At 69.9% G+C, this 26312-nt stretch carries 25 protein-coding genes; 17 read left to right on the top strand and 8 right to left on the bottom strand.

Annotated features, from left to right (window positions below; genetic code table 11):
* Window positions 1-70: 70 nt before the first annotated feature.
* Genes Q9R27_RS17000 through Q9R27_RS16935 form a run of 14 tightly spaced genes read left to right on the top strand, consistent with a single transcriptional unit; the run spans window position 71 to window position 14174 of the window.
* On the top strand, window positions 71-568 hold the full coding sequence (locus Q9R27_RS17000) for a hypothetical protein (protein ID WP_311253594.1): 498 nt from the start codon (window positions 71-73) through the stop codon (window positions 566-568).
* Window positions 565-1926 carry a lipase family protein gene (locus Q9R27_RS16995; RefSeq protein WP_311253593.1) on the top strand — a complete coding sequence of 454 codons (1362 nt, stop codon included), beginning with the start codon at window positions 565-567 and terminating at the stop codon, window positions 1924-1926. The genes Q9R27_RS17000 and Q9R27_RS16995 overlap by 4 nt, the downstream gene beginning before the upstream one ends.
* The gene (locus Q9R27_RS16990; protein WP_311253592.1) at window positions 1923-2255 is read left to right on the top strand and encodes a hypothetical protein; all 333 of its coding nucleotides are present in this window, start codon (window positions 1923-1925) and stop codon (window positions 2253-2255) included. The genes Q9R27_RS16995 and Q9R27_RS16990 overlap by 4 nt, the downstream gene beginning before the upstream one ends.
* A gap of 45 nt (window positions 2256-2300) precedes the next feature.
* Window positions 2301-5165 carry an excinuclease ABC subunit UvrA gene (gene uvrA / locus Q9R27_RS16985; protein ID WP_311253591.1) on the top strand — a complete coding sequence of 955 codons (2865 nt, stop codon included), beginning with the start codon at window positions 2301-2303 and terminating at the stop codon, window positions 5163-5165.
* Between the two features lie 47 nt (window positions 5166-5212).
* Window positions 5213-5620: a Rieske (2Fe-2S) protein gene (locus tag Q9R27_RS16980; RefSeq protein WP_311253590.1), complete on the top strand. Its 408-nt coding sequence runs from the start codon at window positions 5213-5215 to the stop codon at window positions 5618-5620.
* Between the two features lie 32 nt (window positions 5621-5652).
* Entirely contained in the window at window positions 5653-7623 is a 1971-nt protein-coding gene (gene uvrC / locus Q9R27_RS16975) for an excinuclease ABC subunit UvrC (protein ID WP_311253589.1), read from the top strand.
* Window positions 7623-8492 carry an RNase adapter RapZ gene (gene rapZ / locus Q9R27_RS16970; RefSeq protein ID WP_311253588.1) on the top strand — a complete coding sequence of 290 codons (870 nt, stop codon included), beginning with the start codon at window positions 7623-7625 and terminating at the stop codon, window positions 8490-8492. The genes uvrC and rapZ overlap by 1 nt, the downstream gene beginning before the upstream one ends.
* Window positions 8492-9436, top strand: a complete 945-nt coding sequence (gene yvcK, locus Q9R27_RS16965) for a uridine diphosphate-N-acetylglucosamine-binding protein YvcK (protein ID WP_311253587.1) — start codon at window positions 8492-8494, stop codon at window positions 9434-9436. The genes rapZ and yvcK overlap by 1 nt, the downstream gene beginning before the upstream one ends.
* Before the next feature lie 11 nt (window positions 9437-9447).
* Complete coding sequence (gene whiA / locus Q9R27_RS16960) at window positions 9448-10437, top strand: DNA-binding protein WhiA (RefSeq protein ID WP_311253586.1); 990 nt, start codon at window positions 9448-9450, stop codon at window positions 10435-10437.
* Window positions 10438-10446: 9 nt separating this feature from the next.
* Complete coding sequence (gap, locus tag Q9R27_RS16955; protein ID WP_311253585.1) at window positions 10447-11451, top strand: type I glyceraldehyde-3-phosphate dehydrogenase; 1005 nt, start codon at window positions 10447-10449, stop codon at window positions 11449-11451.
* 36 nt (window positions 11452-11487) lie between these two features.
* Window positions 11488-12705: a phosphoglycerate kinase gene (locus tag Q9R27_RS16950; protein ID WP_311253584.1), complete on the top strand. Its 1218-nt coding sequence runs from the start codon at window positions 11488-11490 to the stop codon at window positions 12703-12705.
* A gap of 2 nt (window positions 12706-12707) precedes the next feature.
* Window positions 12708-13523: a triose-phosphate isomerase gene (tpiA, locus tag Q9R27_RS16945; RefSeq protein WP_311253583.1), complete on the top strand. Its 816-nt coding sequence runs from the start codon at window positions 12708-12710 to the stop codon at window positions 13521-13523.
* Between the two features lie 30 nt (window positions 13524-13553).
* Entirely contained in the window at window positions 13554-13793 is a 240-nt protein-coding gene (secG, locus tag Q9R27_RS16940) for a preprotein translocase subunit SecG (protein ID WP_311253582.1), read from the top strand.
* Window positions 13794-13814: 21 nt separating this feature from the next.
* Complete coding sequence (locus tag Q9R27_RS16935; protein WP_311253581.1) at window positions 13815-14174, top strand: RNA polymerase-binding protein RbpA; 360 nt, start codon at window positions 13815-13817, stop codon at window positions 14172-14174.
* On the opposite strand, the gene Q9R27_RS16930 is transcribed toward Q9R27_RS16935, so the two are convergent.
* From Q9R27_RS16930 to tkt, 5 genes are read right to left on the bottom strand one after another with little or no spacing between them, the layout of a single operon-like run.
* Window positions 14164-14931, bottom strand: coding sequence for a tyrosine-protein phosphatase (locus Q9R27_RS16930; protein WP_311253580.1), 768 nt, complete (start codon window positions 14929-14931; stop codon window positions 14164-14166). The two genes, Q9R27_RS16935 and Q9R27_RS16930, sit on opposite strands and share 11 nt — an antisense overlap.
* 1 nt (window position 14932) lies before the next feature.
* A complete protein-coding gene (pgl, locus tag Q9R27_RS16925; RefSeq protein WP_311253579.1) occupies window positions 14933-15658 on the bottom strand; it encodes a 6-phosphogluconolactonase in 726 nt (241 codons plus the stop codon).
* Window positions 15655-17295, bottom strand: coding sequence for a glucose-6-phosphate isomerase (locus Q9R27_RS16920; protein ID WP_311253578.1), 1641 nt, complete (start codon window positions 17293-17295; stop codon window positions 15655-15657). The genes pgl and Q9R27_RS16920 overlap by 4 nt, the downstream gene beginning before the upstream one ends.
* On the bottom strand, window positions 17288-18388 hold the full coding sequence (gene tal, locus Q9R27_RS16915) for a transaldolase (RefSeq protein WP_311253577.1): 1101 nt from the start codon (window positions 18386-18388) through the stop codon (window positions 17288-17290). Before tal ends, Q9R27_RS16920 begins: the two co-directional genes overlap by 8 nt.
* Before the next feature lie 48 nt (window positions 18389-18436).
* Window positions 18437-20539, bottom strand: a complete 2103-nt coding sequence (gene tkt, locus Q9R27_RS16910) for a transketolase (protein WP_311253576.1) — start codon at window positions 20537-20539, stop codon at window positions 18437-18439.
* Between the two features lie 124 nt (window positions 20540-20663).
* Here tkt and Q9R27_RS16905 point away from each other — a divergent pair, with 124 nt between their 5' ends.
* Complete coding sequence (locus Q9R27_RS16905; protein WP_397220003.1) at window positions 20664-21638, top strand: heme o synthase; 975 nt, start codon at window positions 20664-20666, stop codon at window positions 21636-21638.
* Here Q9R27_RS16905 and Q9R27_RS16900 read toward each other — a convergent pair.
* The 3 genes from Q9R27_RS16900 to Q9R27_RS16890 are packed head-to-tail and all read right to left on the bottom strand — an operon-like array spanning window position 21622 to window position 24253.
* A complete protein-coding gene (locus Q9R27_RS16900; RefSeq protein ID WP_311253575.1) occupies window positions 21622-22551 on the bottom strand; it encodes a COX15/CtaA family protein in 930 nt (309 codons plus the stop codon). The genes Q9R27_RS16905 and Q9R27_RS16900 overlap by 17 nt on opposite strands.
* Window positions 22542-23318 (bottom strand): ABC transporter permease, encoded by a 777-nt coding sequence (locus Q9R27_RS16895; protein WP_311253574.1) that lies wholly within the window; start codon window positions 23316-23318, stop codon window positions 22542-22544. The genes Q9R27_RS16900 and Q9R27_RS16895 overlap by 10 nt, the downstream gene beginning before the upstream one ends.
* Window positions 23315-24253, bottom strand: a complete 939-nt coding sequence (locus Q9R27_RS16890) for an ABC transporter ATP-binding protein (protein ID WP_311253573.1) — start codon at window positions 24251-24253, stop codon at window positions 23315-23317. Before Q9R27_RS16890 ends, Q9R27_RS16895 begins: the two co-directional genes overlap by 4 nt.
* A gap of 174 nt (window positions 24254-24427) precedes the next feature.
* Here Q9R27_RS16890 and Q9R27_RS16885 point away from each other — a divergent pair, with 174 nt between their 5' ends.
* Together Q9R27_RS16885 and Q9R27_RS16880 are read left to right on the top strand one after the other, a co-directional pair.
* Window positions 24428-25417 (top strand): ATP-binding cassette domain-containing protein, encoded by a 990-nt coding sequence (locus tag Q9R27_RS16885; RefSeq protein ID WP_311253572.1) that lies wholly within the window; start codon window positions 24428-24430, stop codon window positions 25415-25417.
* Window positions 25414-26244, top strand: a complete 831-nt coding sequence (locus Q9R27_RS16880; RefSeq protein WP_311253571.1) for an ABC transporter permease — start codon at window positions 25414-25416, stop codon at window positions 26242-26244. The genes Q9R27_RS16885 and Q9R27_RS16880 overlap by 4 nt, the downstream gene beginning before the upstream one ends.
* The last annotated feature ends 68 nt before the right edge of the window (window positions 26245-26312 follow it).

The raw sequence follows: 26312 nt of genomic DNA, 5'->3' as shown, positions 1-26312 counted from the left end.
ACAGTCGAGCCGGGACGAACCGGAACATTCCATCTGCCCAGGACCGTCCCGCGCTCCTACCGTCTCACCCATGAGCATCCCGACATTCGCCCCCGCGGCGGACCGCCCCGAACCGGTGCCGCCGCGCATCGTCCTCCAGATCTCGGTCACCGAGGGTGAGGCCACCCGCCGTGCCGGCATCGTGCTGACCGGCAGCCGCGGCATCCTCGAAGCCGACGGTGAGACGGCCGGATTCGCCTCCCGCGACCTGTGGCGGGTGGTGCGCGACCTGCTCCCCGATGTCAGCCACCTGCGCCACGACCCGGCGCCCGTGGCCGGTCACCGTCCCGAGCCACCCGAGGCCGAGGGGTTCGCCGAGGACTGCCGCGCCGTCGTCGCCATCGTCACCGGTATCGAGGACGAGGAGGCGGTAGCGCTCCGCACCTGGTTGGCCACCGCCACCGAGGTGTACGCCGTCGAGCCGGGTGGACCAGTGACCGCAGCACCCGGCGCGGTGGCCAGTGGCCTCGTCTGGGACGTGACCGGGGCGATGGAGCGCCTGGTCCACACCCTGGGGGCCGCGTCATGACTGCCGTCCTGGGGATGGACACCGTCGCCGCCCGCGAGGCCGGCACGGCACTCACCGACGGCGCCGCAGAACTCGACGCCCTCGGCTCCCGGATCGACGCCCTCCTCGATGGGTTCGAGTGGTACGGCGCGGACGCCGAGCGCACCCGGGAGACCTGGCGCAGCACCGAGCGTCCCAGGATCACCCTGGCCGCCCAGCACCTGGCCGAGCTCGCCATCCGGCTCCAATCCGAGGCCGACCAGCAGGACCAGGCCTCATCCACCGGAGCGGGTGGAGCCACCGGCACCTGGCGACCCAGCGACGGCGAGCTCGCCGCGGCCAGTGGCGGGCAGGGGTGGATGGGCCGTCGACTGACTGCGATGGGCCAGGCCCTGCGCCGCCACGGCGAGGCGTGGGCCGATCTGGGCGGCAAGGTCGTCGACGTACTCACCGGACGGGAGAACTGGAGCAGCGCCGAGATCGCCGCCAGCGCGATCACCGTGGCCGGTACCGCCGCCGGGGTCGGCGCCAACGCCGTCGCCGGAGAGGACAGGAACTGGTTCGGTGAGACCAGCGGCCATGCGGGTGCGCCGTTGCCGGTCGGCGTACACGGGAGCCCGGACGGCAGGCCGCCGCACACCCCGCCCACCGACGCCGCAAGCCTGATGCAGGGCGTCGCCGACTCCTACCTCGCCGGGGACGGCAGCAGTGGCAGTGTCCGGGTCACCACGGTCACCAACGCCGATGGCCAGGTCGGGTACGTCGTGGCGATCGCCGGCACCGAGAACTGGGGCCCCGGCGCCGGCCCGTTCGTCCGTGACGCCACCGCCAACCTGCACCTGATGGCGGGCCGACAGACCGCGGCCGTGGAGGCCGTCGAGGCCGCCATCGCCGCGGCCGGGGTGCCGCCGGGCGCCAACATCATGCTGGTCGGACACAGCCAGGGTGGGATGATCGCCGGCGAACTGGCGACCAGTGAGGGCTTCCGCTCGGCGTACCAGGTCTCCAACGTGATGACCTTCGGTGCGCCGATCGACCACCTCGACCTCGACCCGGACGTCCGGGTGCTGCAGGTCCAGCACGCCCACGACGTCGTGCCCCGGCTGGACCTCGGCGGGATCGGACCGACCACGGGCGGTTTCGCGGACCGTCAGCAGACCGTGACTCTGGACAGTCCGGCCGGACTCCTCTCGGTCACCGAGAACCACAACTACAACCGGTACGTCGAGTCCGTGCACACCGCGCTCGGCGCCGACGGTCCCACGGGGGAGACGTTGCGGGCTTGGCAGGGCGACCCATCGCTGGCACCGTTCCTAGTGGGCGACGGGGACACCTCCTCGTCGGTCGACGTACCAATCTGGAGGGGCGAGGCGAAGTGATCCGGTTCCGCGGCAGGCAGCGCGACGAAGCGGCGATCACCCGCGACCTGGTGGAGGCGCTCGCCAACCTTGATGCGACGGTCCCGGTCGGGGTCGAGTACGTCGGCCTTGCCAAGGGTGGGGGAGCAGTGCGCGGCACCGTGGAGGTCCCGGACCGCCAGGCGTACGCCGCCGCGCTGGTTGCCTGCGCCCGGGTGCTGGGAACCGATGGCGGCCGGGTCTCGGTCTACCTCACTGGGGTGCTGCCGGACGGCGCCGTGATCGAGCCCGCCGACCTGGGACTCTTCGTGCGTCCCAACGGGCCGCAGATCCTGGCGGGACTCGCCTGAGGTGTGATGACGAACACCTGTTCGAACACCTTGTAGGGTGGTGGGGTGGCCGATCAACTCATCATCCGCGGAGCCCGCGAACACAACCTCAAGGACGTCTCCCTCGACCTCCCGCGCGACGCCCTCATCGTCTTCACCGGACTGTCGGGCTCCGGCAAGTCCAGCCTCGCCTTCGACACCATCTTCGCCGAGGGCCAGCGCCGGTACGTCGAGTCGCTCTCGGCGTACGCGCGCCAGTTCCTCGGCCAGATGGACAAGCCCGACGTCGACTTCATCGAGGGCCTCTCCCCGGCAGTCTCCATTGATCAGAAGTCCACCTCGAAGAACCCGCGCTCCACGGTCGGCACCATTACCGAGGTCTATGACTACCTCCGGCTGCTCTATGCCCGCGCCGGCCGCCCGCACTGCCCCACCTGCGGCGCGCCGATCGAGCGGCAGACCCCACAGCAGATCGTCGACCGGATCATGGAGGTCGAGGAAGGCACCCGGTTCCAGGTGCTCGCCCCGGTGATCCGCGGCCGGAAGGGCGAGTACGTCGAACTCTTCCGATCGCTGCAGTCCCAGGGGTTCTCCCGGGCCCGGATCAACGGCGAGACCCACCAGTTGGCCGACCCGCCGAAGCTGGCCAAGCAGAAGAAGCACACCATCGAGGTCGTCGTCGACCGGCTCGCGGTGAAGGCATCGGCCAAGCGCCGGCTCACCGACTCCGTGGAAACCGCACTCCGGCTGGCCGGTGGCCTGGTGGTCTTCGACTTCGTCGACAGGGAAGCCAAGGACTCCGAGCGGGAGATGAAGTTCTCCGAGAAGATGTCCTGCCCGAACGACCACGTGCTCGACACCGACGACCTCGAGCCGCGCTCGTTCTCGTTCAACTCACCCTTCGGTGCCTGCCCGGAGTGCTCAGGCCTCGGCACCCGGATGGAGGTCGACCCCGAACTGGTCATCGCCGACCCGTCCGCAACCCTGGCCGAGGGCGTGATCCAGCCGTGGAGCGGTGCGCACGTGGCCGACTACTTCGGCCGCCTGCTCAAGGCACTCGGCGAGGAACTCGGCTTCGACGTCGACACCCCCTGGGAGCGGCTCGACCCCGACGTACGCCGGATCATCCTCGACGGGCACCCGACCAAGGTGCACGTGCGGAGCAAGAACCGCTATGGCCGCGAGCGCTCCTACTACGCGGCGTACGAAGGGGTCCGCCCCTACATCGAGCGGCGCCACCGCGAGGCCGAGACCGACACCAGCCGGGACCGGTTCGAGGGGTTCATGCGCGAGGTGCCCTGCCCGGCCTGTGCCGGCAGCCGCCTCAAGCCGGTCTCGATGGCGGTCACCCTCGGCTCGCGGGACAAGGGCGGCCTCAACATCGCCGAGCTCTGCGCGCTGCCGATCAACGAGACCGCGGAACACCTGCGCAACCTCGACCTCTCCGTGCGCGAGCGCCAGATCGGCGAGCGGGTGCTCAAGGAGATCCAGGAACGCCTGAACTTCCTGCTCGACGTCGGCCTGGACTACCTCTCCCTGGACCGTCCGTCCGGGTCACTCTCCGGGGGAGAGGCGCAACGGATCCGCCTGGCCACCCAGATCGGCGCCGGGCTGGTCGGCGTCCTCTACGTGCTCGACGAACCGTCGATCGGCCTGCACCAGCGGGACAACCAGCGGCTCATCGAGACCCTGGTCCGGTTGCGCGACCTCGGCAACACCCTGATCGTCGTCGAGCACGACGAGGACACGATCCGCGCCGCCGACTGGGTCGTCGACATCGGCCCGGGCGCCGGCGAGCACGGCGGACAGGTGGTCGTCTCCGGCACGGTGAAGAAGTTGCTGGCCGACAAGCACTCCTCCACCGGCGCCTACCTCTCCGGTCGCCGCCAGATCGAGGTCCCGACCGTACGCCGCCCGCGCACCGAGGGCCGGGCCCTCACCGTGCACGGGGCCACCGAGCACAACCTGAAGGACATCACTGTCGACTTCCCGCTGGGGGTCTTCTGTGCGATCACCGGGGTCTCCGGGTCCGGCAAGTCGACGCTGGTCAACGACATCCTCTACACCTCGCTGGCCAAGCAGATCTACAACGCCCGGACCGTGCCGGGGCGCCACCGCAAGATCAGCGGGATGGAGCACGTGGACAAGGTGATCCACGTGGACCAGTCGCCGATCGGGCGCACCCCGCGCAGCAACCCGGCGACGTACACCGGCGTCTTCGACCATGTCCGCAAACTCTTCGCGCAGACCCCCGAGGCGAAGATGCGCGGCTACCTGCAGGGCCGGTTCTCGTTCAACGTCAAGGGCGGACGCTGCGAGGCGTGCTCGGGCGACGGCACGATCAAGATCGAGATGAACTTCCTCCCCGACGTCTACGTGCCGTGCGAGGTGTGCCACGGCGCCCGCTACAACCGCGAGACGCTTGAGGTGCACTACAAGGGCAAGACCATTGCCGAAGTGCTCGACATGCCGATCGAGGAGGCCGTGGAGTTCTTCGCCGCGGTCCCGGCGATCGCCCGCCACCTGAAGACCCTCAACGAGGTCGGCCTCGGCTATGTCCGCCTCGGGCAGCCCGCGACCACTCTCTCCGGGGGAGAGGCCCAGCGGGTGAAGCTCGCCTCCGAACTGCAGAAGCGTTCCACGGGGCGCACCGTCTATGTCCTCGACGAGCCCACCACCGGACTCCACTTCGAGGACATCAGCCGGCTGCTCGTGGTGCTCGGGCGCCTGGTCGACCAGGGCAACAGCGTGCTGGTCATCGAGCACAACCTCGACGTGATCAAGACCGCCGACTGGCTGATCGACATGGGGCCGGAAGGCGGGTCGCGGGGCGGCACCGTCGTCGCCCAGGGCACGCCCGAGGAGGTCGCGGCCAATCCGGCCAGCCATACCGGCGCCTTCCTCGCGCCACTGCTCAAGGTTTCAACCTGATCGCTATCGTGTCCCCACCCGCCCCTCACGACTCCGCAGGAGCCCCCGTGCAGCAGAACACTTGCCTGAACCGTCGCACCCTCCTCGGAGGTGCCGCCACCCTGGCCGTGGGCGCACCCCTGCTCGCAGCCTGCGCCGGCGGTGACGAAGCGGCGCCGGCGCCCGACACGGGCACCGTCCTGGCCCGCACCGGGGAGATCCCCGTCGGTGGCGGGAAGATCCTGGAGTCCGAGCGGATCGTGATCACCCAGCCGACCGAGGGCGAGTTCAAGGCGTTCTCCGCGATCTGCACCCACCAGGCGTGCGTGGTCACCGGCGTCACCCAGACCATCGACTGCTCGTGCCACCAGAGCCACTTCGCGCTCACCGACGGAAGCGTCCAGGGCGGCCCGGCCCCCGAGGCGCTGCCGGAGATCCCGATCCGGATCGACGGGGACGCGATCACGGCCGCCTGAGCACGGCCGGCCGCGAAACGTAGGCTGGAGCCGTGGCTGATCCGTCGACGTACCGTCCCCGCACCGGGTCGATCCCGACACAGCCGGGCGTCTACAAGTTCCGTGACGCCCGGGACCGGGTGATCTATGTCGGCAAGGCGAAGAACCTGCGCTCCCGGTTGACGTCGTACTTCCAGGACATCGCCAACCTGCACCCGCGCACCGCGACCATGGTGACCACCGCGGCCCGGGTGGAATGGACGACGGTCAACACCGAGGTCGAGGCACTCCAGCTGGAGTACTCCTGGATCAAGGAGTTCGATCCCCGGTTCAACGTGAAGTACCGCGACGACAAGTCGTACCCGTGGCTGGCGGTGACCCTCGGCGAGGAGTTCCCCCGGGTGATGGTTGGGCGCGGGGCGAAGAAGAAGGGCACCCGCTACTTCGGCCCCTACGGCCACGCCTGGGCGATCCGGGAGACCGTCGACCTGCTGCTGCGGGTCTTCCCGATGCGCTCATGCAGCAACGGCGTCTTCAAGCGCTCGGCGCAGATCGGGCGCCCGTGCCTGCTCGGCTACATCGACAAGTGCTCGGCGCCCTGCGTGGGCAACGTGAGTGCGGAGGAACACCGCGCCATCGTTGACGACTTCTGTGACTTCATGGCCGGCGCCACCAGTGGTTTCACCCGGCGGGTCGAGAAGGAGATGTACGCCGCCTCCGAGGCGCTCGACTTCGAGAAGGCAGCCCGGCTGCGCGATGACCTGGCCGCCCTGAACAAGGCCCTGGAGAAGCAGGCCGTGGTGCTCGGCGACGGCACCGACGCCGACGTGATCGCGCTGGCCGAGGACCCCCTCGAGGTGGCGGTGCAGATCTTCTACGTCCGCGGCGGCCGGATCCGCGGCCAGCGCGGCTGGGTCGCCGATCGGGTCGACGAGGGCGGCACCGCGGACCTGGTCGAGACCTTCCTGCTCCAGTTGTACGCCGGTGAGGAGCGCGACGCCATCCCGCGGGAGATCCTGGTGCCCGCGTTGCCCGCAGAGGCCGAGACGCTCGCCGAACTCCTGGGCGAGCGCCGCGGCGGACGGGTTGCGATCAGGGTGCCCCGGCGTGGGGACAAGCGGACCCTCCAGGAGACGGTGGCGCGCAATGCCCAGCAGGCACTGGCGCTGCACAAGACCAAGCGGGCCAGCGACCTGACCACCCGCAACCGGGCGCTGGAGGAGATCCAGGCCGCGCTGGGTCTCGACGACGTACCCCTGCGCATCGAGTGCTTCGACATCTCCAACCTGCAGGGGACCGAGGTGGTGGCCTCGATGGTCGTCTTCGAGGACGGCCTGGCCCGCAAGGGCGAATACCGCCGCTTCGTGATCCGCACCGTCGGTGGCGAGAGTGGGTCGAACGATGTCGCCTCGATGCACGAAGTGATCACCCGGCGCTTCCGCCGGATGCTCGACGAACAGGCGACCAGCACCGAGGCTGCCTCGGACGACGGACCGATGCTGGTCGACCCGGAGACCGGCCGGCCCCGGAAGTTCGCCTATGCCCCCGGCCTGGTGGTCGTCGACGGCGGCGCACCCCAGGTGGCGGCGGCCGTGGCCGCGATGAGCGAACTCGGCATCACCGACATCCCGGTCTGCGGGCTGGCCAAGCGCCTCGAGGAGGTGTGGCTGCCCGACGAGGAGGACCCGGTGATCCTGCCCCGCTCCAGCGAGGGTCTCTACCTGCTGCAACGGATCCGCGACGAGGCGCACCGCTTCGCGATCACCCACCACCGGGGACGCCGCTCCAAGACCATGGTGGAGAGCCTGCTCGACGACGTACCCGGGCTGGGAGAGGTCCGGCGCAAGTCGTTGATCAAGCACTTCGGATCGCTGCGGAAGCTGAAGGCGGCCACCATCGAGGAGATCGCCATGGTGCCGGGCATCGGCATGACCACCGCGACCGCGATCAAGGATGCGGTCACCGCGTCGACCAGCAAGACTGTCACCGTGAACACGGCCACGGGCGAAGTAGAGGAGCACTGATGACCGAGGAGAACCCTGGCGAGCTGGTGGTGGTCACCGGGATGACCGGAGCCGGCCGGTCCACGGCGTCGAAGGAACTCGAGGATCTCGGCTACTTCGTGGTCGACAACCTCCCTCCGGCGCTGCTGCCCGACGTGGTCGACCTGGTCAACCGTGACATCGGCACCAACCAGCCGATCGCCGTCGTGGTCGACGTACGCTCCGGCGCCTTCTTCGAGGACCTGCGCGCCAACATCGAGCAGAAGGCGACCGGGCGCCGTACGACGTTGCTCTTCCTCGAGGCAGACGACGACGTGCTGGTCCGGCGCCAGGATGCGGCCCGGCGCCCGCATCCGTTGCAGGAGAAGGGGCGGCTGCTCGACGGGCTCCACCGGGAGCGGACTGCCCTGGCCCGCCTGCGCGGGTCGGCGGACGTGCTGATCGACACCAGCAACCTCAATGTCCACCAGCTCTCCGCGAAGATCGCAGAGCACTTCGGGGCCCCAGAGGCGATGACGTTGAAGATCACCGTGGTCAGCTTCGGGTTCAAGTACGGCATCCCGGTGGACTCCGACTTCGTGGCCGACATGCGCTTCCTGCCCAACCCCTACTGGGAGCCCGAGCTCCGGGCAATGAACGGCACCGACCAGCCGGTCGCCGACTTCGTGCTCTCCCGCCCGGACGCACAACAGTTCCTGGACCAGTTCGTCCCGGTGATCGCCACCGCGGCCGCGGGTTACCTGCGGGAGGGCAAGCGCTTCCTCACCGTCGGCATCGGCTGCACCGGCGGCAAGCACCGCTCGGTGGCGATGAGCGAGGCGATGGCTGCCCGCCTGCGCGACGAGGGCTACCTCGCCCGGGCCCAGCACCGCGACCTGGGCAACGAGTGATGGGGTCGCCGAAGGTCGTGGCGCTCGGGGGTGGGCACGGACTGCATGCCTCGCTCTCCGCCATGCGCCACGTGGTCGAGGACCTCACCGCGATCGTCACCGTCGCCGACGACGGCGGCTCCTCGGGACGGCTGCGCAGTGAGTTCGGCGTCCTGCCCCCCGGCGACCTGCGGATGGCACTGGCCGCCCTGTGCGGTGACGACGAGTGGGGCCAGACCTGGGCGCGGCTGATGCAGCACCGCTTTCAGGGATCGGGGGAGATGCGCGGGCACAGCCTGGGCAACCTGTTGATCGTGGGCCTGTGGGAACTGCTCGGCAACCACGTCACGGCACTGGAGTGGGTGAGTCGCCTGCTCGGCGCCCAGGGGCGCGTGCTGCCGGTGGCCACGACGCCGATGGACATCACGGCCACGGTCCGGGGCGCCGACCCGCGGCTACCGGACGAGATCACCAAGGTCCGCGGCCAGGTGGCGGTGGCCCGGGCGCCGGGCGTGCTGCTCGGGATCGAACTGGAACCGCCCGACGCCCCGGCCTGCGCCGAGGCAGTCGAGGCCGTGCGTGAGGCCGACTGGGTGGTGCTGGGGCCCGGGAGCTGGTTCAGTTCCGTCCTGCCGCACCTGGTCCTGCCGGAACTGCGTGAAGCGGTCTGCGGGGGCGGACGCCGGGTGATCGTGGTCCTCAACCTCGCTGAGCAGAAGGGGGAGACGCTCGGCTACCTGCCCGAGGACCTGCTTGCCGTCCTGCTCAACCATGCCCCGGAGTTGCCGGTGCACACGGTGCTGGCCGACCACCGGGCCGTGCCGGACCCGGAACTCCTGGAACAGGTGGTCCGGGGGATGGGCGCCCAGTTGGTGCTTGCCGACATCGCGGAGGACGACGGCAGTCCCCGCCATGACCACGAGAAGTTGGCAGCCGCCTATGCCCGCATTCTCGGGGATGTGTAAGGATCGGCACCATGGCGATGACGGCACAGGTGAAGTCTGAGCTTGCGAGCACCCAGACCACGAAGGCCTGCTGCCGCAAGGCCGAGGTGTCCACGACCCTCCGGTTCGCCGGGGGGCTCCACATCATCAGCGGCAAGGTGGTCGTCGAGGCCGAACTCGACACCGGGGCCGCCGTACGCCGCCTGCGCACCGACATCGCCGAGATCTTCGGCCACCCGGCCGAGGTGGCGATGGTCCAGGGCAACGGCATCCGCAAGGGCAGCCGCTACGTGCTCCGGGTGGTCAAGGACGGCGAGCAACTCGCCCGCCAGACAGGGCTGCTCAACCAGCAGGGACGCCCGGTGCGCGGCCTGCCGCCGCAGGTCGTCTCCGGTGGGGGATGCGACGCCGTGGCCGCCTGGCGCGGCGCCTTCCTTGCGCACGGATCGCTCACCGAACCGGGCCGCTCCTCCTCCCTCGAGGTGACCTGTCCCGGCCCTGAGGCCGCGCTTGCCCTGGTCGGCGTCGCGCGTCGCCTCGGCATCCAGGCCAAGGCCCGTGAGGTGCGCGGCGTGGACCGCGTGGTGATCCGGGACGGCGACGCCATCGGCGCCCTGCTCACCAGGCTCGGCGCCCACGAATCCCTGATGGCCTGGGAAGAACGCCGGATGCGCCGTGAGGTTCGCGCCACCGCCAACAGGCTGGCCAACTTCGATGACGCCAACCTGCGTCGATCTGCCCGGGCGGCCGTTGCGGCAGGGGCCCGCGTCGAGCGGGCGCTGGAGATCCTGGCCGACGACGTGCCCGAGCACCTGAGCCTGGCCGGCCAGCTCCGCCTGCAACACAAGCAGGCCTCCCTGGAAGAGCTCGGCCAACTCCACGACCCGGTGCTCACCAAGGATGCGATCGCCGGCCGGATCCGTCGCCTGCTGGCGATGGCCGACAAGCGTGCCGAGGAGCTCGGGATCCCCGACACCGAGGCGTCCCTGACCCCCGAGATGCTCGCCGACGAACCCTCCTGAGGAGTGCAGATGACTGTCCGGGTGGGGATCAACGGTTTCGGGCGGATCGGACGCAACTTCTTCCGCGCTGCCCGTGCCAGCGGAGCTGCGATCGAAATCGTCGCCATCAACGACCTGGCCGACAAGTCCGACCTGGCGCACCTCCTCGACTTCGACTCGATCCTCGGCCGGCTCGGTGCCGAGGTCACTGCCACCGGGACCGGGATCCGGGTGGGGGAGCAGCAGGTCATCGCCACCGCCGAGCCGGATCCCGGGTCGATCCCGTGGGCTGACGCAGGCGTCGATGTGGTGATCGAGGCGACCGGCCGCTTCACCGACGGAGCCGCGGCCCGCGCACACGTCGACGCCGGTGGGGCGCGGAAGGTGATCCTCTCCGCACCCGGCAAGGACGTGGACCGCAGCGTGGTGATGGGCGTCAACCACGAGACCATCGACCCGGCCGACGTGGTGGTCTCCAACGCTTCTTGCACCACCAACTGCCTGGCCCCGATGGCGAAGGTGCTCCACGAGGGCATCGGCATCGAGGCCGGCCTGATGACCACGGTGCACGCCTACACCGCGACCCAGAACCTGCTCGACAACGTTCACAAGGACCCGCGCCGCGCCCGTGCCGCCGCGCTCAACGTGATCCCCACGTCCACCGGCGCCGCCAAGGCGCTGGGCCTGGTCCTGCCGGAACTCGACGGGAAGCTCGACGGGTTCGCACTGCGGGTGCCCGTGCCCACCGGTTCGGTCGTGGACCTCACCGTGACCACCTCCCGCGCAACCAGCGCGGAGGAGGTGAACGCCCTCTTCTCCGACGCGGCGCAGGGTGCGCTGGCGCCGTGGCTCACCTACTCGACGGACCCGATCGTCTCGTCCGATATCGTCACCCATCCGGCGTCGTGCATCTTCGATGCGCCGCTGACCCGGGTGATCGGCGACCAGGTCAAGGTGGTGGGTTGGTATGACAACGAGTGGGGCTATGCCAACCGCCTCGTCGACCTGGTCACCCACCTCGGCTCGACGCTGTGAGCAACCACGCTCACCAGGCATGAAGGACAGGAATTGATGGCAGGCATCGACACGCTCAGCGCAGCCCTCGGCAACAGCCTGGAGGGGAAGCGGATCCTGGTCCGCTCGGACCTGAACGTGCCACTCGACGGCACCCGGATCACCGACGACGGTCGGATCAGGGCCAGCCTCCCCACGATCGAGGAACTGGCGCGGCGCGGCGCCGTCGTCGTCGTGGCGGCCCACCTCGGCCGTCCCAAGGGCGCGGTGGATCCGGCGTACTCGCTGGCTGCGGTCGCTGAGCGCCTGGCCGAGTTGCTGGGCCGCAAGGTCGCATTCGCTGCCGACACCGTCGGCCCAGCGGCGACTGCCGCGGTCACTGCAGCGGCACCGGGCGACGTGGTGCTCCTGGAGAACGTCCGCTTCAACCCCGGCGAGACCAGCAAGGACGAGGCCGAGCGGGCTGCCTTCGCCCGGGAACTCGCCGCGCTCGCCGACGGCTTCGTCAGCGACGGCTTCGGCGTGGTGCACCGCAAGCAGGCCAGCGTGTACGACGTGGCCCGGCTGCTCCCGTCGGCGATGGGCAACCTGGTCGGCTCCGAGGTCGACGTACTCCGCCGGCTCACCATCGACCCCGAACGCCCGTACGCCGTGGTGCTGGGCGGATCGAAGGTCTCCGACAAACTGGGCGTGATCGACAACCTGCTCGACAAGGCCGACTGCCTGCTGATCGGTGGCGGGATGGTCTTCACCTTCCTCGCTGCCCGTGGCCATGAGGTGGGCAAGAGCCTGTTGGAGGCCGACCAGCTGGACACCTGTCGCGCCTACCTGGCGCGGGCCGAGGCATCAGGGGTGCAGATCCTGCTGCCCACCGACATCGTCGTCGACACCGCGTTCCCCTCGGGCGACCGGACCCCCGAACCGCGGGTGGTTCCGGCCGACCAGATCCCGGCCGACAGCCTCGGCCTCGACATCGGCCCCGAGTCCGCAGCCGCCTTCGCTGCTGCCCTGGGTGAGGCACGCACGGTCTTCTGGAACGGCCCGATGGGGGTCTTCGAGACCGAGGAGTTCGCCGGCGGCACGCGTGCCGTGGCCGAGGCGCTGACCCGCGCCCCCGGCCTGAGCGTGGTCGGCGGTGGTGACTCCGCGGCAGCCGTGCGCCAGCTCGGCTTCGACGAGGCAGCGTTCGGCCACATCTCCACCGGAGGCGGCGCCAGCCTGGAATACCTCGAGGGCAAGGAACTGCCCGGCATCACCGTCCTGGAAGAGAGCTGACGATGGCTGCGCAGAAGAAGGGCACCAAGACCGGCCGCATCCCGCTGATGGCGGGCAACTGGAAGATGAACCTGAACCACCAGGAAGCCGTCGTCCTGGTGCAGAAGCTCGCCTGGACCCTCTCTGACAAGCGACACGACTTCGACAAGGTCGAGGTCGTCGTCCTGCCCCCCTTCACCGACCTGCGCTCGGTGCAGACCCTGGTCGACGGCGACCGGCTGCGGATCAGGTACGGCGCCCAGGACGTCTCCGTGCACGACAACGGCGCGTACACCGGCGAGGTGTCGGCGGCGATGCTGGCCAAGCTCGGCTGTTCCTATGTCGTGGTCGGGCACTCGGAGCGCCGTGAGCACCACCACGAGGACGATGCCCTGGTGAACGCGAAGGCGGTCAAGGCGATCGCGACCGGGATGACACCCATCGTGTGCGTCGGTGAAGGCCTCGACGTGCGGCAGGCCGGCGAGCACGTGGCGTTCACCCTGGCCCAGCTCGACGGCTCACTGGCGGGCCTGTCCGCCGAGCAGGTCGGTTCCCTGGTGGTGGCCTATGAGCCGGTCTGGGCGATCGGGACCGGGGAAGTGGCCACTCCCGAGGATGCCCAGGAAGTGTGCCAGGCGATCCGGAGCCGGATCGCCGAGGTGCACGGCGACGAGGCTGCCGCTGCGGTCCGCATCCTCTACGGCGGCTCGGTCAAGGCGGCCAACGTGGCAGCGATCATGGCGCAGGCCGACATCGACGGCGCCCTGGTCGGCGGGGCCAGCCTCCAGGCCGACGAGTTCGGTGGGGTGTGCCGCTACTACGACATGCCGGTGCTGTGATCCCGCAATTCGTCGGATAGTGTTGCCGCCGTGACCCTGCTCTTCACCATCATCCTCGTGATCACCAGCACGCTGCTGATCGGCCTCGTCCTGCTGCACAAGGGCCGCGGCGGTGGCCTCTCGGACATGTTCGGTGGCGGCGTCTCCAGCAGCCTCGGTGGTTCATCCGTCGCAGAGCGCAACCTGGACAGGCTCACCGTCGGCATCGGCGTCATCTGGGCCGCGACGATCGTCGCGTTGTCCCTGCTGATGGCCTACCAGGGCGTCTGAGCGGAAGAGGGGAACGGGTTCGTGGCTGGAGCAGGCAATGCGATCCGCGGCAGCCGGATCGGTTCAGGCCCCATGGGTGAGGCGGAGCGCGGCGAGGCCGCCCCGCGGCAGAGCGTCACGTATTACTGCTCGCATGACCACCGGTCGGTGATCACCTTCGCCGTCGAGGCAACCGTCCCGGAGTCGTGGGACTGCCCACGCTGTGGCCTGCCGGCCAGCCTGGACGCGGAGAACCCGCCGCCGGCGCCGCGCATCGAGCCCTACAAGACCCACCTTGCCTACGCCAAGGAACGGCGTTCGGACCAGGAAGCCGCCGACATCCTGGACGAGGCGATCCAGACCCTGCGCTCGCGGCGCAAGGCCGGCGACATCATCTTCTGAGCGCTCCGCACAGGTCGGCCGTCTCCTGGTCGGACCAACCCTGCTCGTCCAGCCAGCCGAGCGCACCACCGTGGGTCCGGTCCAGGGCGTCCAGGAACCGCGCCATTGATTCGGCACGCGGTGTCTGGTGGGCGGCACCCGAGCGGAGCACTGCGGCGTACGTCGGCCTGGCCGAGAGGCGGGCGATGATCGCCTCGATCCGCTCGGCCGAGGCGGCATAGTCGGCCACGATGTCCGCTGGCGCGACCCCGGCGACGGACAGGGCGAGCCCGACCACGGTTCCGGTCCGGTCCTTGCCCGCCGCGCAATGCACGATCGTGGCGCCGTCCGCCCGGGCCAGCACCCGCAGGGCGCCGACGACGGACTCCGGACGGGCACGCAGGTAGCCGAGGTAGTGGCTGGTCCAGTGGTTCTCGTCGAACTTCTCCTGGCCACGGCGGGTCAGCAGCGCGTCGGCTCCGGCGTCCGCACCCGGCCGCTCCCGCAGCAGGGAGAGGTGATGGTGGGCGACTCGCGGTTCGGAGCGCAGCGGGCCGGGGCCCTCCGCGTCGACCTCGTGGCTGCTGCGCAGGTCGACGACGTCACTCAGTCTCAGATCGGTGACCAGGTGTTCGACAGCCTCCGGGGTGAGGTCCTGGAGGTTGTCCGAGCGCACCAGGCGACCATGGCGGATGACGGAACCGTCCGTGGTGGGCAGGCCGCCGAGGTCGCGCATGTTGGCGACGCCGTCCAGGTCCATCCAGTTGATCCGGGTCATCTCACTCCAGTGCCGAGGCGGCCGCGGCATCCAGCCACCAGGTTGTCGAGGTCAGGCCGCGGACCCCTCGCGCCGGAACGGCCTCCACCGGACCAGCACTCAGGGCCCGGGCAACCGCCTGGGCCTTCTCCTGACCCGAGGCCACGAACCAGACCTGGTCGCTGCGCCCCAGGGCCTCCAGGGTCAGGGTGATCCGCTCGGCGGGGGGCTTGGGGGAGTCCGGTACGGCGACCGTCACCGCTCCCGCGGTCGTCACCGCCGTCGAGTGGGGGAAGAGGGAGGCAACATGGCCGTCGGGACCGATGCCGAGGAAGAGCACGTCGAAGGTGCCGCCGCCGAACTCCCGCAACTCCGTGGCATAGGCGGCTGCTGCCTCGGTGAGGCTGAGCCCGGAATCGACCGCCGGCATCTCATGGATCCGGGTCAGGTCGGCCTCCACCGGCTCCAGGAAGTCCTCACGCGCAGCACCGGCGTTCCGATCCTCGCTGTCCGCTGCGACGTACCGTTCGTCGCCCCACCAGAAGTCGACGTCGTCCCAGTCCACGTCGAGGCCGTTCATCGAGGAGGCCAGGCGCCGGTGGACGGCAGCAGCGATGGTCCCGCCGGTCAAGCCGACCACCGGCGTGCGGCCCTCGGCCTGGATCTCCACCAGGCGGGCAACCAGCGCCTCGGCCACGGCTTCGGCAAGGGTGGCGGCGTCGGGGTGGACCTGCAGGTGCTCGCTCATTGCAGCATGTCCCGGAGCCGTGGCACGCCACCGAACGGATCCTGCAGGTGCAGGCGGAGCACCGGCCGGCCCTTCTCTGCCAGGACGAGCCCGTCACCGACGGCCTGGGAGACGATGAAGTCCTGGAAGGAGAAGTCGCGGCCGGGGATGCCCTGGTCGGCGTCCGGCTCGGTGCTGACCTGCAGGTAGACGCCGGCCGCGGGTCCACCCTTGTGGTACTGCCCCGTCGAGTGCAGGAAGCGTGGTCCCCAGCCGAAGGTCACCGGGCGCCCGGTGCGGGCGGCCAGGGCGGCTCGTACGGCGGCCAGCGAGGAGTCGGTGTGGCGGTCCAGATAGGCCTGGACGGCCAGGTAGCCGTGGTCGGGGTCGAGCTGTTCCAGCAGTGCCCGGATCGCCCCGGAGACACTGAAGACCCCAGCCGGGAGCCAGTCCCCGGCGTGGACCGCGATGCCGTCCTCGACGAAGCGGGGCTCCGGTGCGGACTCTTCGCCGCCGAGCATCTTCCGTGCGGCCGCCTTCGAACTCTCCACGTCCGGCTGGTCGAAGGGATTGATCTCGAGGACCCGACCGGCGACGGCCGTCGCGAACTCCCAGATCTGCATCTGGGCCCCGAGCCCGGCATCGATGGAGACACCCAGGCCCGAGGTCGGTCCGGTCCGGGTGAAGGGGAAGTCCGGCCCGAAGCTGGCCAGGAGTGAATCCGGGCTGCTGGAGGCGAAGTTGGGGGAGTCGGTGGCGCCGACGACGACCGGCAAGAGGCCCTTGCCCTGCTTGCCGGTGGATTCGGCGATGAGTTGCTCGATCCAGTCGCCCAGGCCGGAATAGACCGCACCGGCACTGGCCAGGATCAACTTGTCGATCCCCCTGGAGGCCGCCAGGCCCAGCAGCGCACCGAGCCGCAGGCCCGGGTTGTCCCGGTCATCGCGGGCCAGTGCACCCATCACCTCCTCGCCCTCGTCGAGCAGGCGGGCGATGTCGACGCCGGCCAGGCCAGCGGGCACCAGGCCGAACGCGGAATGTGCGGAGTAACGACCGCCCACCTCGGGGTCCGAACGGAAGATGCGGCACCCGTCCGCCGTGGCAACCCGGTCCAGTTCGGATCCGGGATCGGAGACGATGATGATCCGCTCAGCAGGGTCGATCCCAGCGGCGGCGAACGCCTCGGCGAAGACGCGCCGGTGGCTGTCGGTCTCGACGGTGCTGCCCGACTTGCTGGAGACGATCACCACGGTCCGCTCGATGTCGCGCGAGACGACCAGGCGCACCGAGTCGGGATGGGAGGAGTCGAGCACCTCCAGGGGAGCACCGGCGGCGGTGGTGATCACCTCCGGCGCAAGAGAGGACCCACCCATGCCGCAGAGCACGAACCGGTCCAGCCCCCGTGCGATCAGGTCCTCGCGCAGCGCCAGGATCTCGGCAACCAGCGGACGCGAGGTGCGGGGGAGCGCGATCCAGCCCAGGCGCCGCGCAGCCTCCTCCTCGGCCGTTGGCCCCCACAGCGTGGGATCGCCGGCACTCAGCCTGCTCGCCACGCGATCCGCGATCAGCCGATCGAGCAGCGCGTCGTACGCCGTGGTGTCGGCGATCCGGAAGCGCAGCAGGTATCCGGGCCCGCTGGCCACGGACTCCTCACTCACCTGTGACCTCCATCTGGGCGCGCACCGTGGCGACCAGGTCGTTCCAGGAGGCAATGAACTTGTCGACGCCCTCGCGCTCCAGGACGGTCAGGACGTCATCGAAGTCGATGCCGACCCCGGCCAGATCAGCCAGGACCGCGGCGGCCTCCGTCCCGCGGCCACTGACCGTGTCCCCCTGGACCTCGCCGTGATCGGCGAACGCCTCCATCGTTGCGGCGGGCATGGTGTTCACCACACCGTCCACGACCAGTCCGGTGACATAGAGCGTGTCCGGATAGGACGGGTCCTTCACCCCGGTGGAGGCCCACAACGGACGCTGCACGTTCGCCCCGGACAGGGCCCGGAAACGGGGGGAGTCGAAGACCTCCTCGAAGGCGGCGTAGGCGAGGCGGGCATTGGCCAGCGCGGCCTTGCCGCGAAGCGCGAGCGCCTCCTCGGTGCCGTTGGCGGTGAGCCGGGCGTCGACCTCCGAGTCCACCCGGGAGACGAAGAACGAGGCCACGGAATGGATGCCGGAGAGGTCCAGGCCCGCCGCGGCTGCCTGCTCGAGGCCGGTGAGCCAGGCATCCATCACGGCGCGGTAGCGCTCGACGGAGAAGATCAGGGTCACGTTCACGCTGATCCCGCGGGCGGTGGCGGCGGTGATCGCGGGCAGCCCGGCCGGCGTGGCCGGGATCTTGATCATCGCGTTCGGTCGGTCCACCCGGGACCAGAGCATGACGGCCTGGTCGATGGTGCCCTCGGTGTCGTGGGCGAGTCCGGGCTCCACCTCGATGGAGACGCGGCCATCGGCAGGGGCGCCAGCATGCACCTCGGCCAGGACGTCGCACGCGGCGCGTACGTCGTCCGTGGTGAGGGTGGTGATGACCTCGTCGACCGAGGCGCCACCCGCAGTGAGTTCGGCCACCTGCGCGGTGTAGCGCTCACCGTCAGCCAGGGCGCCGGCGAAGATGGTCGGGTTGGTGGTGACACCGACCACGGACCTGGTGGTGACCAGTTCGGCCAGATTCCCGGTCTCCAGGCGCTCCCGGGACAGGTCGTCGAGCCAGACCGAGACACCGGCGCTGGAGAGGGACTTCAGGGCTTCGGACATGATTTCCTCACTGCTCGGTTCTGCTCGGACGCCACAGTCGGTGCAGGGTCAGCCTGCCACGGCGGCGATGCTCTCCTCGGCGGCCGCGGCAACCGCCTCGGCGGTGACGCCGTACTCGTCGAAGATGCGCTGCTGGTCGGCCGAGGCGCCGTATCCCTCGATCGAGACGATCCGTCCCGCATCGCCGACGACCTCCCGCCAGCCCATCCCGATGCCGGCCTCGACCGACACCCGGGCCCGCACCGACGGCGGCAGCACCTCGTCGCGCCATGCCTGGTCCTGCTCGGCGAACCACTCCCGGCACGGCATCGAGACCACGCGGGCCCGTACGGCGCGACCGGCAAGGATCTCGCGGGCCGCAACGGCGAGCTGCACCTCCGAGCCAGTGGCGACCAGGACCACGTCCGGTGCACCTCCCTCGGCATCCAGGAGCACGTAGCCACCCCGGGCGACACCGTCCACGGAACCCCAACCATCCCCACGAGGGAAGGTGGGCACGCCCTGGCGGGTCAGGCACAGGCCCGCCGGACGGTCGGTGCGCGCCAGGACGGCGAGCCAGGCAGCGGCGGTCTCGTTCGCGTCGGCCGGGCGGACCACGTCCAGGCCGGGGATCGCGCGCAGGCTGGCCAGGTGCTCGATCGGCTGGTGGGTCGGTCCATCCTCGCCGAGGCCGATGGAGTCGTGGGTCCAGACATAGATCGCGGGCTGCTGCATCAGCGCCGCGAGCCGGACCGCTGGGCGCATGTAATCGGCGAACTGCAGGAAGGTGCCGCCGAAGACCCGGGTCAGGCCACCCAGGGTGATCCCGTTCATGATCGCACCCATGGCGTGCTCACGGATCCCGAAGTGGAGCACGCGACCGGCGTACGGGTCGCCGCTCCACTGCTCGGTCGAGTGGCCACCGGGAAGGAACGACGGGACACCGGAAATCGTGGTGTTGTTCGACCCGGCCAGGTCACACGAGCCACCCCACAGTTCGGGCATCAGCGGAGCGAGGGCGTTGATCACCTTGCCGCTGGCCGCGCGGGTGGCGAGCCCCTTCTCGTCGGCCGGGAACTGCGGGAGCGCCTCGGCCAGTCCGTCGGGGAGCTGCCGGGCGCGGGTGCGACGCAGCAGGGCAGCAGCATCCGGGTGGGCATCGGCCCAGGCGGCGTACTGCTCGTCCCAGGCCTTGCCCGCGGCGGCGCCACGAGCACCCAGCGCACGGGTGTGCTCGAGGACGTCAGCCGGCACCTCGAAGTGCTGCTCCGGGTCCCAGCCCAGCACCATCTTGGTGGCCGCGACCTCGTCGGGGCCCAGGGCGCTGCCGTGGGACTCCTCGGTGCCCTGGGCGTGCGGGGCGGGCCAGGCGATGATCGTGTCCAGGATGATCAGGCTGGGGCGGTCGGTGACCCGACCAGCGTCGCGAATGGCGTCGTACAGCGCCGGGACGTCCTCGACGTACTCTGCCCCGCCATTGGTCCAGTCGACGTTCGACACGTGCCACCCGTAGGCCTCGTAGCGCTTCGCTACGTCCTCGGTCATCGCCACGTCAGTGTCACCCTCGATGGAGATCCGGTTGCGGTCGTAGATCACGGTCAGGTTGCCGAGTTGCTGGGTGCCAGCCAGTGAGGAGGCTTCGGCGCTGACGCCCTCCTGGAGGTCGCCGTCGGAGGCGATGACGTAGACGTGGCGGTCGAAGGGGGACTCCCCGGGTGCGGCTTCCGGGTCGAGCATGCCGCGCTCGCGGCGTGCGGCCATCGCCATGCCGACTGCGTTGGCGATCCCCTGGCCCAGCGGGCCGGTGGTGGTCTCGACGCCCGGCGTGTGGCCCACCTCGGGGTGGCCGGGGGTCAGGGATCCCCAGGTCCGCAACGCCTTCAGGTCGTCGAGTTCGAGGCCGAAGCCGCCCAGGTAGAGCTGGGTGTAGAGGGTGATCGAGGAGTGGCCGCAGGAGAGCACGAAGCGGTCCCGCGCCACCCAGTCGACGTCGGCCGGGTCGTGGCGCATCACCTTCTGGAAGAGCAGGTACGCCGCGGGGGCCAGGCTCATCGCCGTCCCGGGGTGGCCGTTGCCGACCTTCTGCACCGCATCCATGGCCAGGACACGGGCCGTGTCCACCGCCTTCCGGTCCAGTTCGGTCCAGTCAAGGGGGGTGGATTCGGGACTCACGTGAGGATCCTCTCGTTGCTGGCAGCGGCGGCAACGATGAGCCTACTGTCCGGTGGAGATAGACTTGACGTCGGCTCACCTGGAGCCGTACTCCAAGATCCAACTCCTGCCACTCGAGGTTTTCGTGACGTACGTCGGACATTCGACGCCTGCCCCCTCCCGGGACGGTGAGACGTCACTTCCCGAGCGTGCCGAGGGCCGGGCAGGGATCCGCGACGTTGTCGCCGCCTATGTCGGGCTGACCAAGCCCCGGGTGATCGAACTGCTGCTGCTCACCACGGTGCCGGTGATGTTCTTCGCCGCCCGCGGTGTCCCCGACCTGTGGCTCGTGGTCGCCACGGTCGTCGGTGGAACCCTCTCCGCGGGGTCCGCCTCGGCGTACAACTGTGTCTACGACCGCGACATCGACGAGCAGATGCGCCGCACCCGGCGCCGGGCGCTCCCGCGGCACATCGTCTCGCCGGCAGCTGCCCTGCTCTTCGCTACCGTCCTGGCCATCACCTCGACGCTGGTCCTGGGCTTCTTCGTGAACTGGCTCTCGGCGGGCCTCTCGCTGGGCGCCAACGCGTTCTACGTCTTCGTCTACACGATGCTGCTCAAGCGGCGGACCACCCAGAACATCGTCTGGGGTGGCCTGGCCGGGTGCTTCCCGGCGTTGATCGGCTGGACGGCGGTCACCAACGAACTGGCCTGGACGCCGGTGATCCTCTTCCTGGTGGTCTTCTTCTGGACGCCACCGCACACGTGGGCACTGGCCCTGCGCTATCGCGAGGACTACGCCAACGTCGACGTGCCGATGCTGCCCGTGGTCAAGCCGGCCGCCGAGGTCGGACGCCAGATCGTGCTCTATTCCTGGGTGATGGTGGCGACCTCGTTGCTGCTGTGGCCGGTCGCCGACACGGGCCTCTTCTACCCGATCTGCGCGGCGGTGCTCGGTGCGGTCTTCCTGGTCGAGGCGCACCGGATGTGGTCGCGGGCCAAGCAGAGTGACGTCCTCGCCGACATCAAGCCGATGCGGCTCTTCCACAACTCGAACCTCTACCTGAGCCTGCTCTTCGTCGCGGTCGCGGTCGACCCCCTGATCACGTTCGGCGGCTGAGACCCGCTGCCCAGGCGAGGAGCCGGCCGGTGTGCTGCGCGTGCGATTCGTGTGCGCGCACGGCGAACAGGACCCGGGCCATGCCGGCTGCGATCAGCCCGGCGCCGAGCATGTGCACCGCCACCAGCAGCACCGGGAGTTCGTTGAGGTACTGCACCCAGCCGACGGCACCCTGGGCGAGTTCCAGCGCCAGCAGTGCGCTGGTGACGACCGTGAGCCAGCGGTCGCCGGCCCGCACGGCCAGGACGAGGAGCACCACGGTGGCCACCACCAGGACGGCGACCGAGCCGGCATGCAGCAGGGAGGCCACTTCGGGGTCGAGGCCGTTGCGTCGCGCGTCCTCGTCGCCGGCATGCGGCCCGGCTCCGGTGACCACGGTGCCCAGGTAGAGCACCGCCCAGCCGGAGACGAAGACGACCATCGCCACGAGCCGCGAGGCTGCCGGGGCCTCCGCACGGGTCGGGCTGCGCAGGTGGTCCAGCAGGGCCAGGCAGAACATGATGATGACCATCGAGGAGAGGAAGTGCAGCGAGACGACCCACGGGTTGAGGTCGGTCAGCACGGTGATGCCGCCGATGACGGCCTGGATCGGGATGTAGAGGCCGATCAGGAACGAGAGGCGGATGGCAATCCGGTCCCGTGACGCCAGCGCGGCCAGGAAGCAGGCAATGGCGACGGCGGCCAGCACGAAGGTGAGCAGCCGGTTCCCGAACTCGATGGCACCGTGCCAACCGAGCTCGCCGTGGGGGCGGTACGACTCCTCGGTGCACTGGGGCCAGGTCGGACAGCCGAGCCCCGAGCCGGTGAGCCGGACCGCGGCTCCGGTGACCACGATCCCGATGTTCGCCAAGATGTTGCCGACGGCCAGGGGCCACAGCCACTTCGCCAGGCCGGATGGAATGGTCACTCCCACGTGAAGCTCCTGCTGGCCAGGGCGGCGGCGAGCACCGCCCACGTCGTGAGCACCACGAAGGCCGTGGCGCTCGTCGTACCGTCGATCAGTCCGTCACGCATCACGTCACCCAGCGCGGCCGACGGGAGGAACGCCAGGTAGTCCCCGGCTGCGCCGTAGCTGGACCGGGGGAGCACGATCCCGCCGCCCATCATCAGCAGCAGGTAGACGAGGTTCGCCGCGGCCAGGGTGGCCTCGGCGCGTAGCGCACCGGCCAGGGCGAGGCCGAGGGCGGCGAAGGCGAGGGTGCCGAGCAGGGCACCGGCCAGGGCAAGGAGGATGCCGGCGACACCGCCGCCGGGATTCCAACCGAGCAGGACGGCCACGGTGCAGATCACGATCCCCTGGAGGACCTGCACCCCGAGCAGGGCCAGCACCTTGCCGAACAGCAGCCCCAGCCGGGGCAGGGGCGAGGCGCCGAGCCGCTTGAGCAGGCCGTAGCGCCGCTCGAAGCCGGTGGCGATGGCCAGGGAGGTGAACGACGTGGACATCACGGCCAGCGCCAGCACACCCGGGGTGAGCACGTCGACCGCCGTCGCGTCGAAGTCCAGGCCCACCCGCTCGGCCGCGAGCACGCCACCGACCAGCGCCAGGACCGGGATCACGACCGCGAGCAGCAACTGTTCGCCGTTGCGCAGCAGCAGGCGCGCCTCCAGCGAGGCCTGGGCAAGGACTTGCCGGGCGAACGGCGCTGATCCGGGGGCGGGGGTGAGGGGGAGTGGGGTCACGGCGTGAACTCCCGACCGGTGAGTTGCAGGAAGACGTCCTCCAGGGAGCGCTGGGCGAGCACCATCGATTCGGGTAGCACGTGGTGCTCCTCGCACCACCGCGCCACGGTGGCCAGGGTGGAGGAATCGGCGCGCCCGGTGATCAGCAGGCTCTGGCCGTTCAACTCCTGGACCTCGGTCCCCTCACCGAGCGCGTGCTGGAGTGCGACCGGCGAGCCGGGTGGAAACGGCTCGGTCACCACCAGGCGGATCGTGGCCTGCTCCCGGGCGCGGGTCAGTTCGAACGGCGTACCGCTGGCGACCAGGCGTCCCCGGTCGATCACGTGGACCTGGTCGGAGAGGCGTTCGGCCTCGTCCATGTGGTGGGTGGTGAGCACGATGGTGACGCCCGCTTCCCGCAGTTCCTCGAGCAGTTCCCAGGTGGTACGCCGTGCGGCGGGGTCCATCCCGGCGGTCGGCTCGTCGACGAAGACCAGTTCCGGCCGCCCGACGATCGCCATGGCCAGGCCGAGTCGCTGCTGCTGGCCCCCGGAGAGGCGGCGGTACGGCGTACGCCCGCAGTCGCCGAGGCCGAGCCGCTCCACCAGTGGCTCGATCGGCATCGGGTGGGCGTGCAAGGAGGCGATGTGGCGCAGCATCTCGACCGCGCGTACGCCGGACCAGGCGCCACCGGACTGCAGCATGACGCCGATCCGCGGCAACATCTGGCTCCGTTGGGCATGGGGATCGAGGCCCAGGACGCGGACCGTGCCCTGCTGGGCCCGCCGGAACCCCTCGCAGGTCTCGAGCGTGGTGGTCTTGCCGGCACCGTTGGGGCCGAGCACTGAGGTGATGGTGCCGCGCTCGACGATCAGCGAGAGGTCGTCGACGGCGGTCTTCGCGCCGTACTGCATGACGAGGCCCTCGATCTCGACGGCAGCAGGAGAGGAGGGCACCGGGACAGTCTAGGAAGCCGTCTCTGCGATGGAGCAGGCAGGACCCGCAAAACCCGTCGCGCAGTGTCGGTGGTGGCGGGTAACGTCGACCACGCGCATCCCGGACCGATGATTTCCGCGGCGAGCGCTGGTCCATCTCCCCGGATCAATCCTTCCCACCCACCAGGAGCGCGCATGACTTCCCAGATGGCCCCCGGGCCCGCCATCGAGGCCGAAGGCCTCGTCAAGCATTTCGGGGAGACCGTCGCCGTCGACGGGGTCAGCTTCTCGGTGCCCGCCGGGACGGTGCTGGGCATGCTCGGCCCCAACGGAGCCGGCAAGACGACAACCGTGCGGATGATGACCACCCTGACCACGCCGACAGCTGGCACCGCCCGGGTTGCCGGCCACGACGTGGTCACCCATCCCCGCCTGGTCCGCAGCAGCATGGGCCTGACCGGTCAGGCGGCCACCGTGGACGAGCTGCTGACCGGTCGGGAGAACATCCGGCTGATCGGCGGCCTCTACGGACTCTCCTCTGCCTACCTCCGCAAGGCGGGCGACGACCTGCTGGAACGCTTCTCGCTGACCGATGCGGGCGACCGGATCGTGAAGACCTATTCGGGAGGCATGCGCCGACGACTCGACCTTGCGGTCAGCCTGATCGCGACCCCGCCGGTCCTCTTCCTCGACGAGCCCACCACCGGGCTGGACCCCCGGTCGCGTGTCGAGCTCTGGGACGTGTTGCGGGAACTGGTCAGGGACGGGACCACCCTGCTGCTGACCACGCAATACCTGGAGGAGGCTGATCAGCTGGCCGACCGGATCGTGGTGATCGACAAGGGGAGGGTGATTGCCGAGGGCACGCCGCTGCAACTCAAGGACCAGTCGGGACGAGCCGCCGTGGTGGTGACCGTCTCCAACGCCAGCGACCTGCCCGAGGCGGAACGCCTGCTGCGCAGCCAGGTCGCCGAGGTGCACGTGGAGGAACCTGCGCGCCAACTGACCGCGGCCGCTGAAGGCCTGGCCGACATGACCCGGATCGCGTCCGTCTTCGCGGAGAGCAGCATCGAACTGGATGACCTCGGCCTGAAGCGGCCGAGCCTTGACGACGTCTTCCTGAGCCTGACCGGGCACCGGGCAGAGGAACCCACCGCCCCGACCGAGGAGGAGGTCGCCGGATGACCACCCGAGACCTGGCCCGTCCCGAGATCCGCGACACCGGACTGCTGCGACAGTCCCTGGTGATCGTGCGACGCAACCTGATCCACATCAAGCGGATGCCCGAGATGCTGATGGACGTCACCATCCAGCCGGTGATGTTCGTGATGCTCTTCGCCTTCGTCTTCGGCGGTTCGATCGCCACCAATGCACCCTCCGGCTACCGGGAGTGGCTCCTGGCCGGGATCATGGGCCAGACCGTGGCGTTCGCCTCCTTCATCGTCGCCGTCGGCCTGACCGCGGACATCGAGAAGGGCATCGTGGACCGGATGCGCTCCCTGCCGATCAACCCCGCTGCCGTGCTGGTCGGCCGGAGCATCTCCAGCCTGCTCCACTCCAGCATCGGCATCGTGGTGATGTCGCTGACCGGTCTCCTGATCGGCTGGCGGATCCGTGGCAACGTGCTCGACGCGATGCTGGCCTATGTGCTCCTGCTGATGTGGGGCTTCGCGATGATCTGGATCGGGATCTGGGTCGGCTCGAAGATGCGTTCCGTCGAGGCGGTGAACGGTGTGATGTTCACCACGATGTTCCCGATCACCTTCCTGGCCAACACCTTCGCGCCGACCGAGCACATGCCGGCCTGGCTGCGCACGATCGCGGAATGGAACCCGATCTCGTCCCTGGTCCAGGCGGTGCGCGAACTGTGGGGGAATGCCGGGCCGGTGGGCAACGACGCGGCCCTGCCGTTGCACCATCCGGTGCTGACCACGCTGATCTGGACCACCGCGATCACCCTGGTCGTCGCGCCGCTGGCGATCCGGACCTTCCGGAACCGCACCCAGGACTGAATCCCGGTCCAGTGAGGGTTAGGTGACCCTTGCTTGAAGCGGCCCGAGCATTAACGTCACACTTGTGT

Origin of the sequence: Nocardioides sp. AE5 (genome assembly GCF_031844485.1) — a bacterium.
GTDB lineage: Bacteria > Actinomycetota > Actinomycetes > Propionibacteriales > Nocardioidaceae > Nocardioides.
The sequence above is the reverse complement of the archived record's forward strand: the minus strand, read 5'-3'. Positions and strand labels throughout refer to the sequence as shown.

Coding starts and splice junctions, on each gene's coding strand:
- Q9R27_RS17000 (WP_311253594.1), top strand. CDS start 71: ATGAGCATCCCGACATTCGCCCCCGCGGCGGACCGCCCCGAACCGGTG.
- Q9R27_RS16995 (WP_311253593.1), top strand. CDS start 565: ATGACTGCCGTCCTGGGGATGGACACCGTCGCCGCCCGCGAGGCCGGC.
- rapZ (WP_311253588.1), top strand. CDS start 7,623: ATGACCGAGGAGAACCCTGGCGAGCTGGTGGTGGTCACCGGGATGACC.
- yvcK (WP_311253587.1), top strand. CDS start 8,492: ATGGGGTCGCCGAAGGTCGTGGCGCTCGGGGGTGGGCACGGACTGCAT.
- whiA (WP_311253586.1), top strand. CDS start 9,448: ATGGCGATGACGGCACAGGTGAAGTCTGAGCTTGCGAGCACCCAGACC.
- gap (WP_311253585.1), top strand. CDS start 10,447: ATGACTGTCCGGGTGGGGATCAACGGTTTCGGGCGGATCGGACGCAAC.
- Q9R27_RS16950 (WP_311253584.1), top strand. CDS start 11,488: ATGGCAGGCATCGACACGCTCAGCGCAGCCCTCGGCAACAGCCTGGAG.
- tpiA (WP_311253583.1), top strand. CDS start 12,708: ATGGCTGCGCAGAAGAAGGGCACCAAGACCGGCCGCATCCCGCTGATG.
- Q9R27_RS16930 (WP_311253580.1), bottom strand. CDS start 14,931: ATGACCCGGATCAACTGGATGGACCTGGACGGCGTCGCCAACATGCGC.
- pgl (WP_311253579.1), bottom strand. CDS start 15,658: ATGAGCGAGCACCTGCAGGTCCACCCCGACGCCGCCACCCTTGCCGAA.
- tal (WP_311253577.1), bottom strand. CDS start 18,388: ATGTCCGAAGCCCTGAAGTCCCTCTCCAGCGCCGGTGTCTCGGTCTGG.
- Q9R27_RS16885 (WP_311253572.1), top strand. CDS start 24,428: ATGACTTCCCAGATGGCCCCCGGGCCCGCCATCGAGGCCGAAGGCCTC.
- Q9R27_RS16880 (WP_311253571.1), top strand. CDS start 25,414: ATGACCACCCGAGACCTGGCCCGTCCCGAGATCCGCGACACCGGACTG.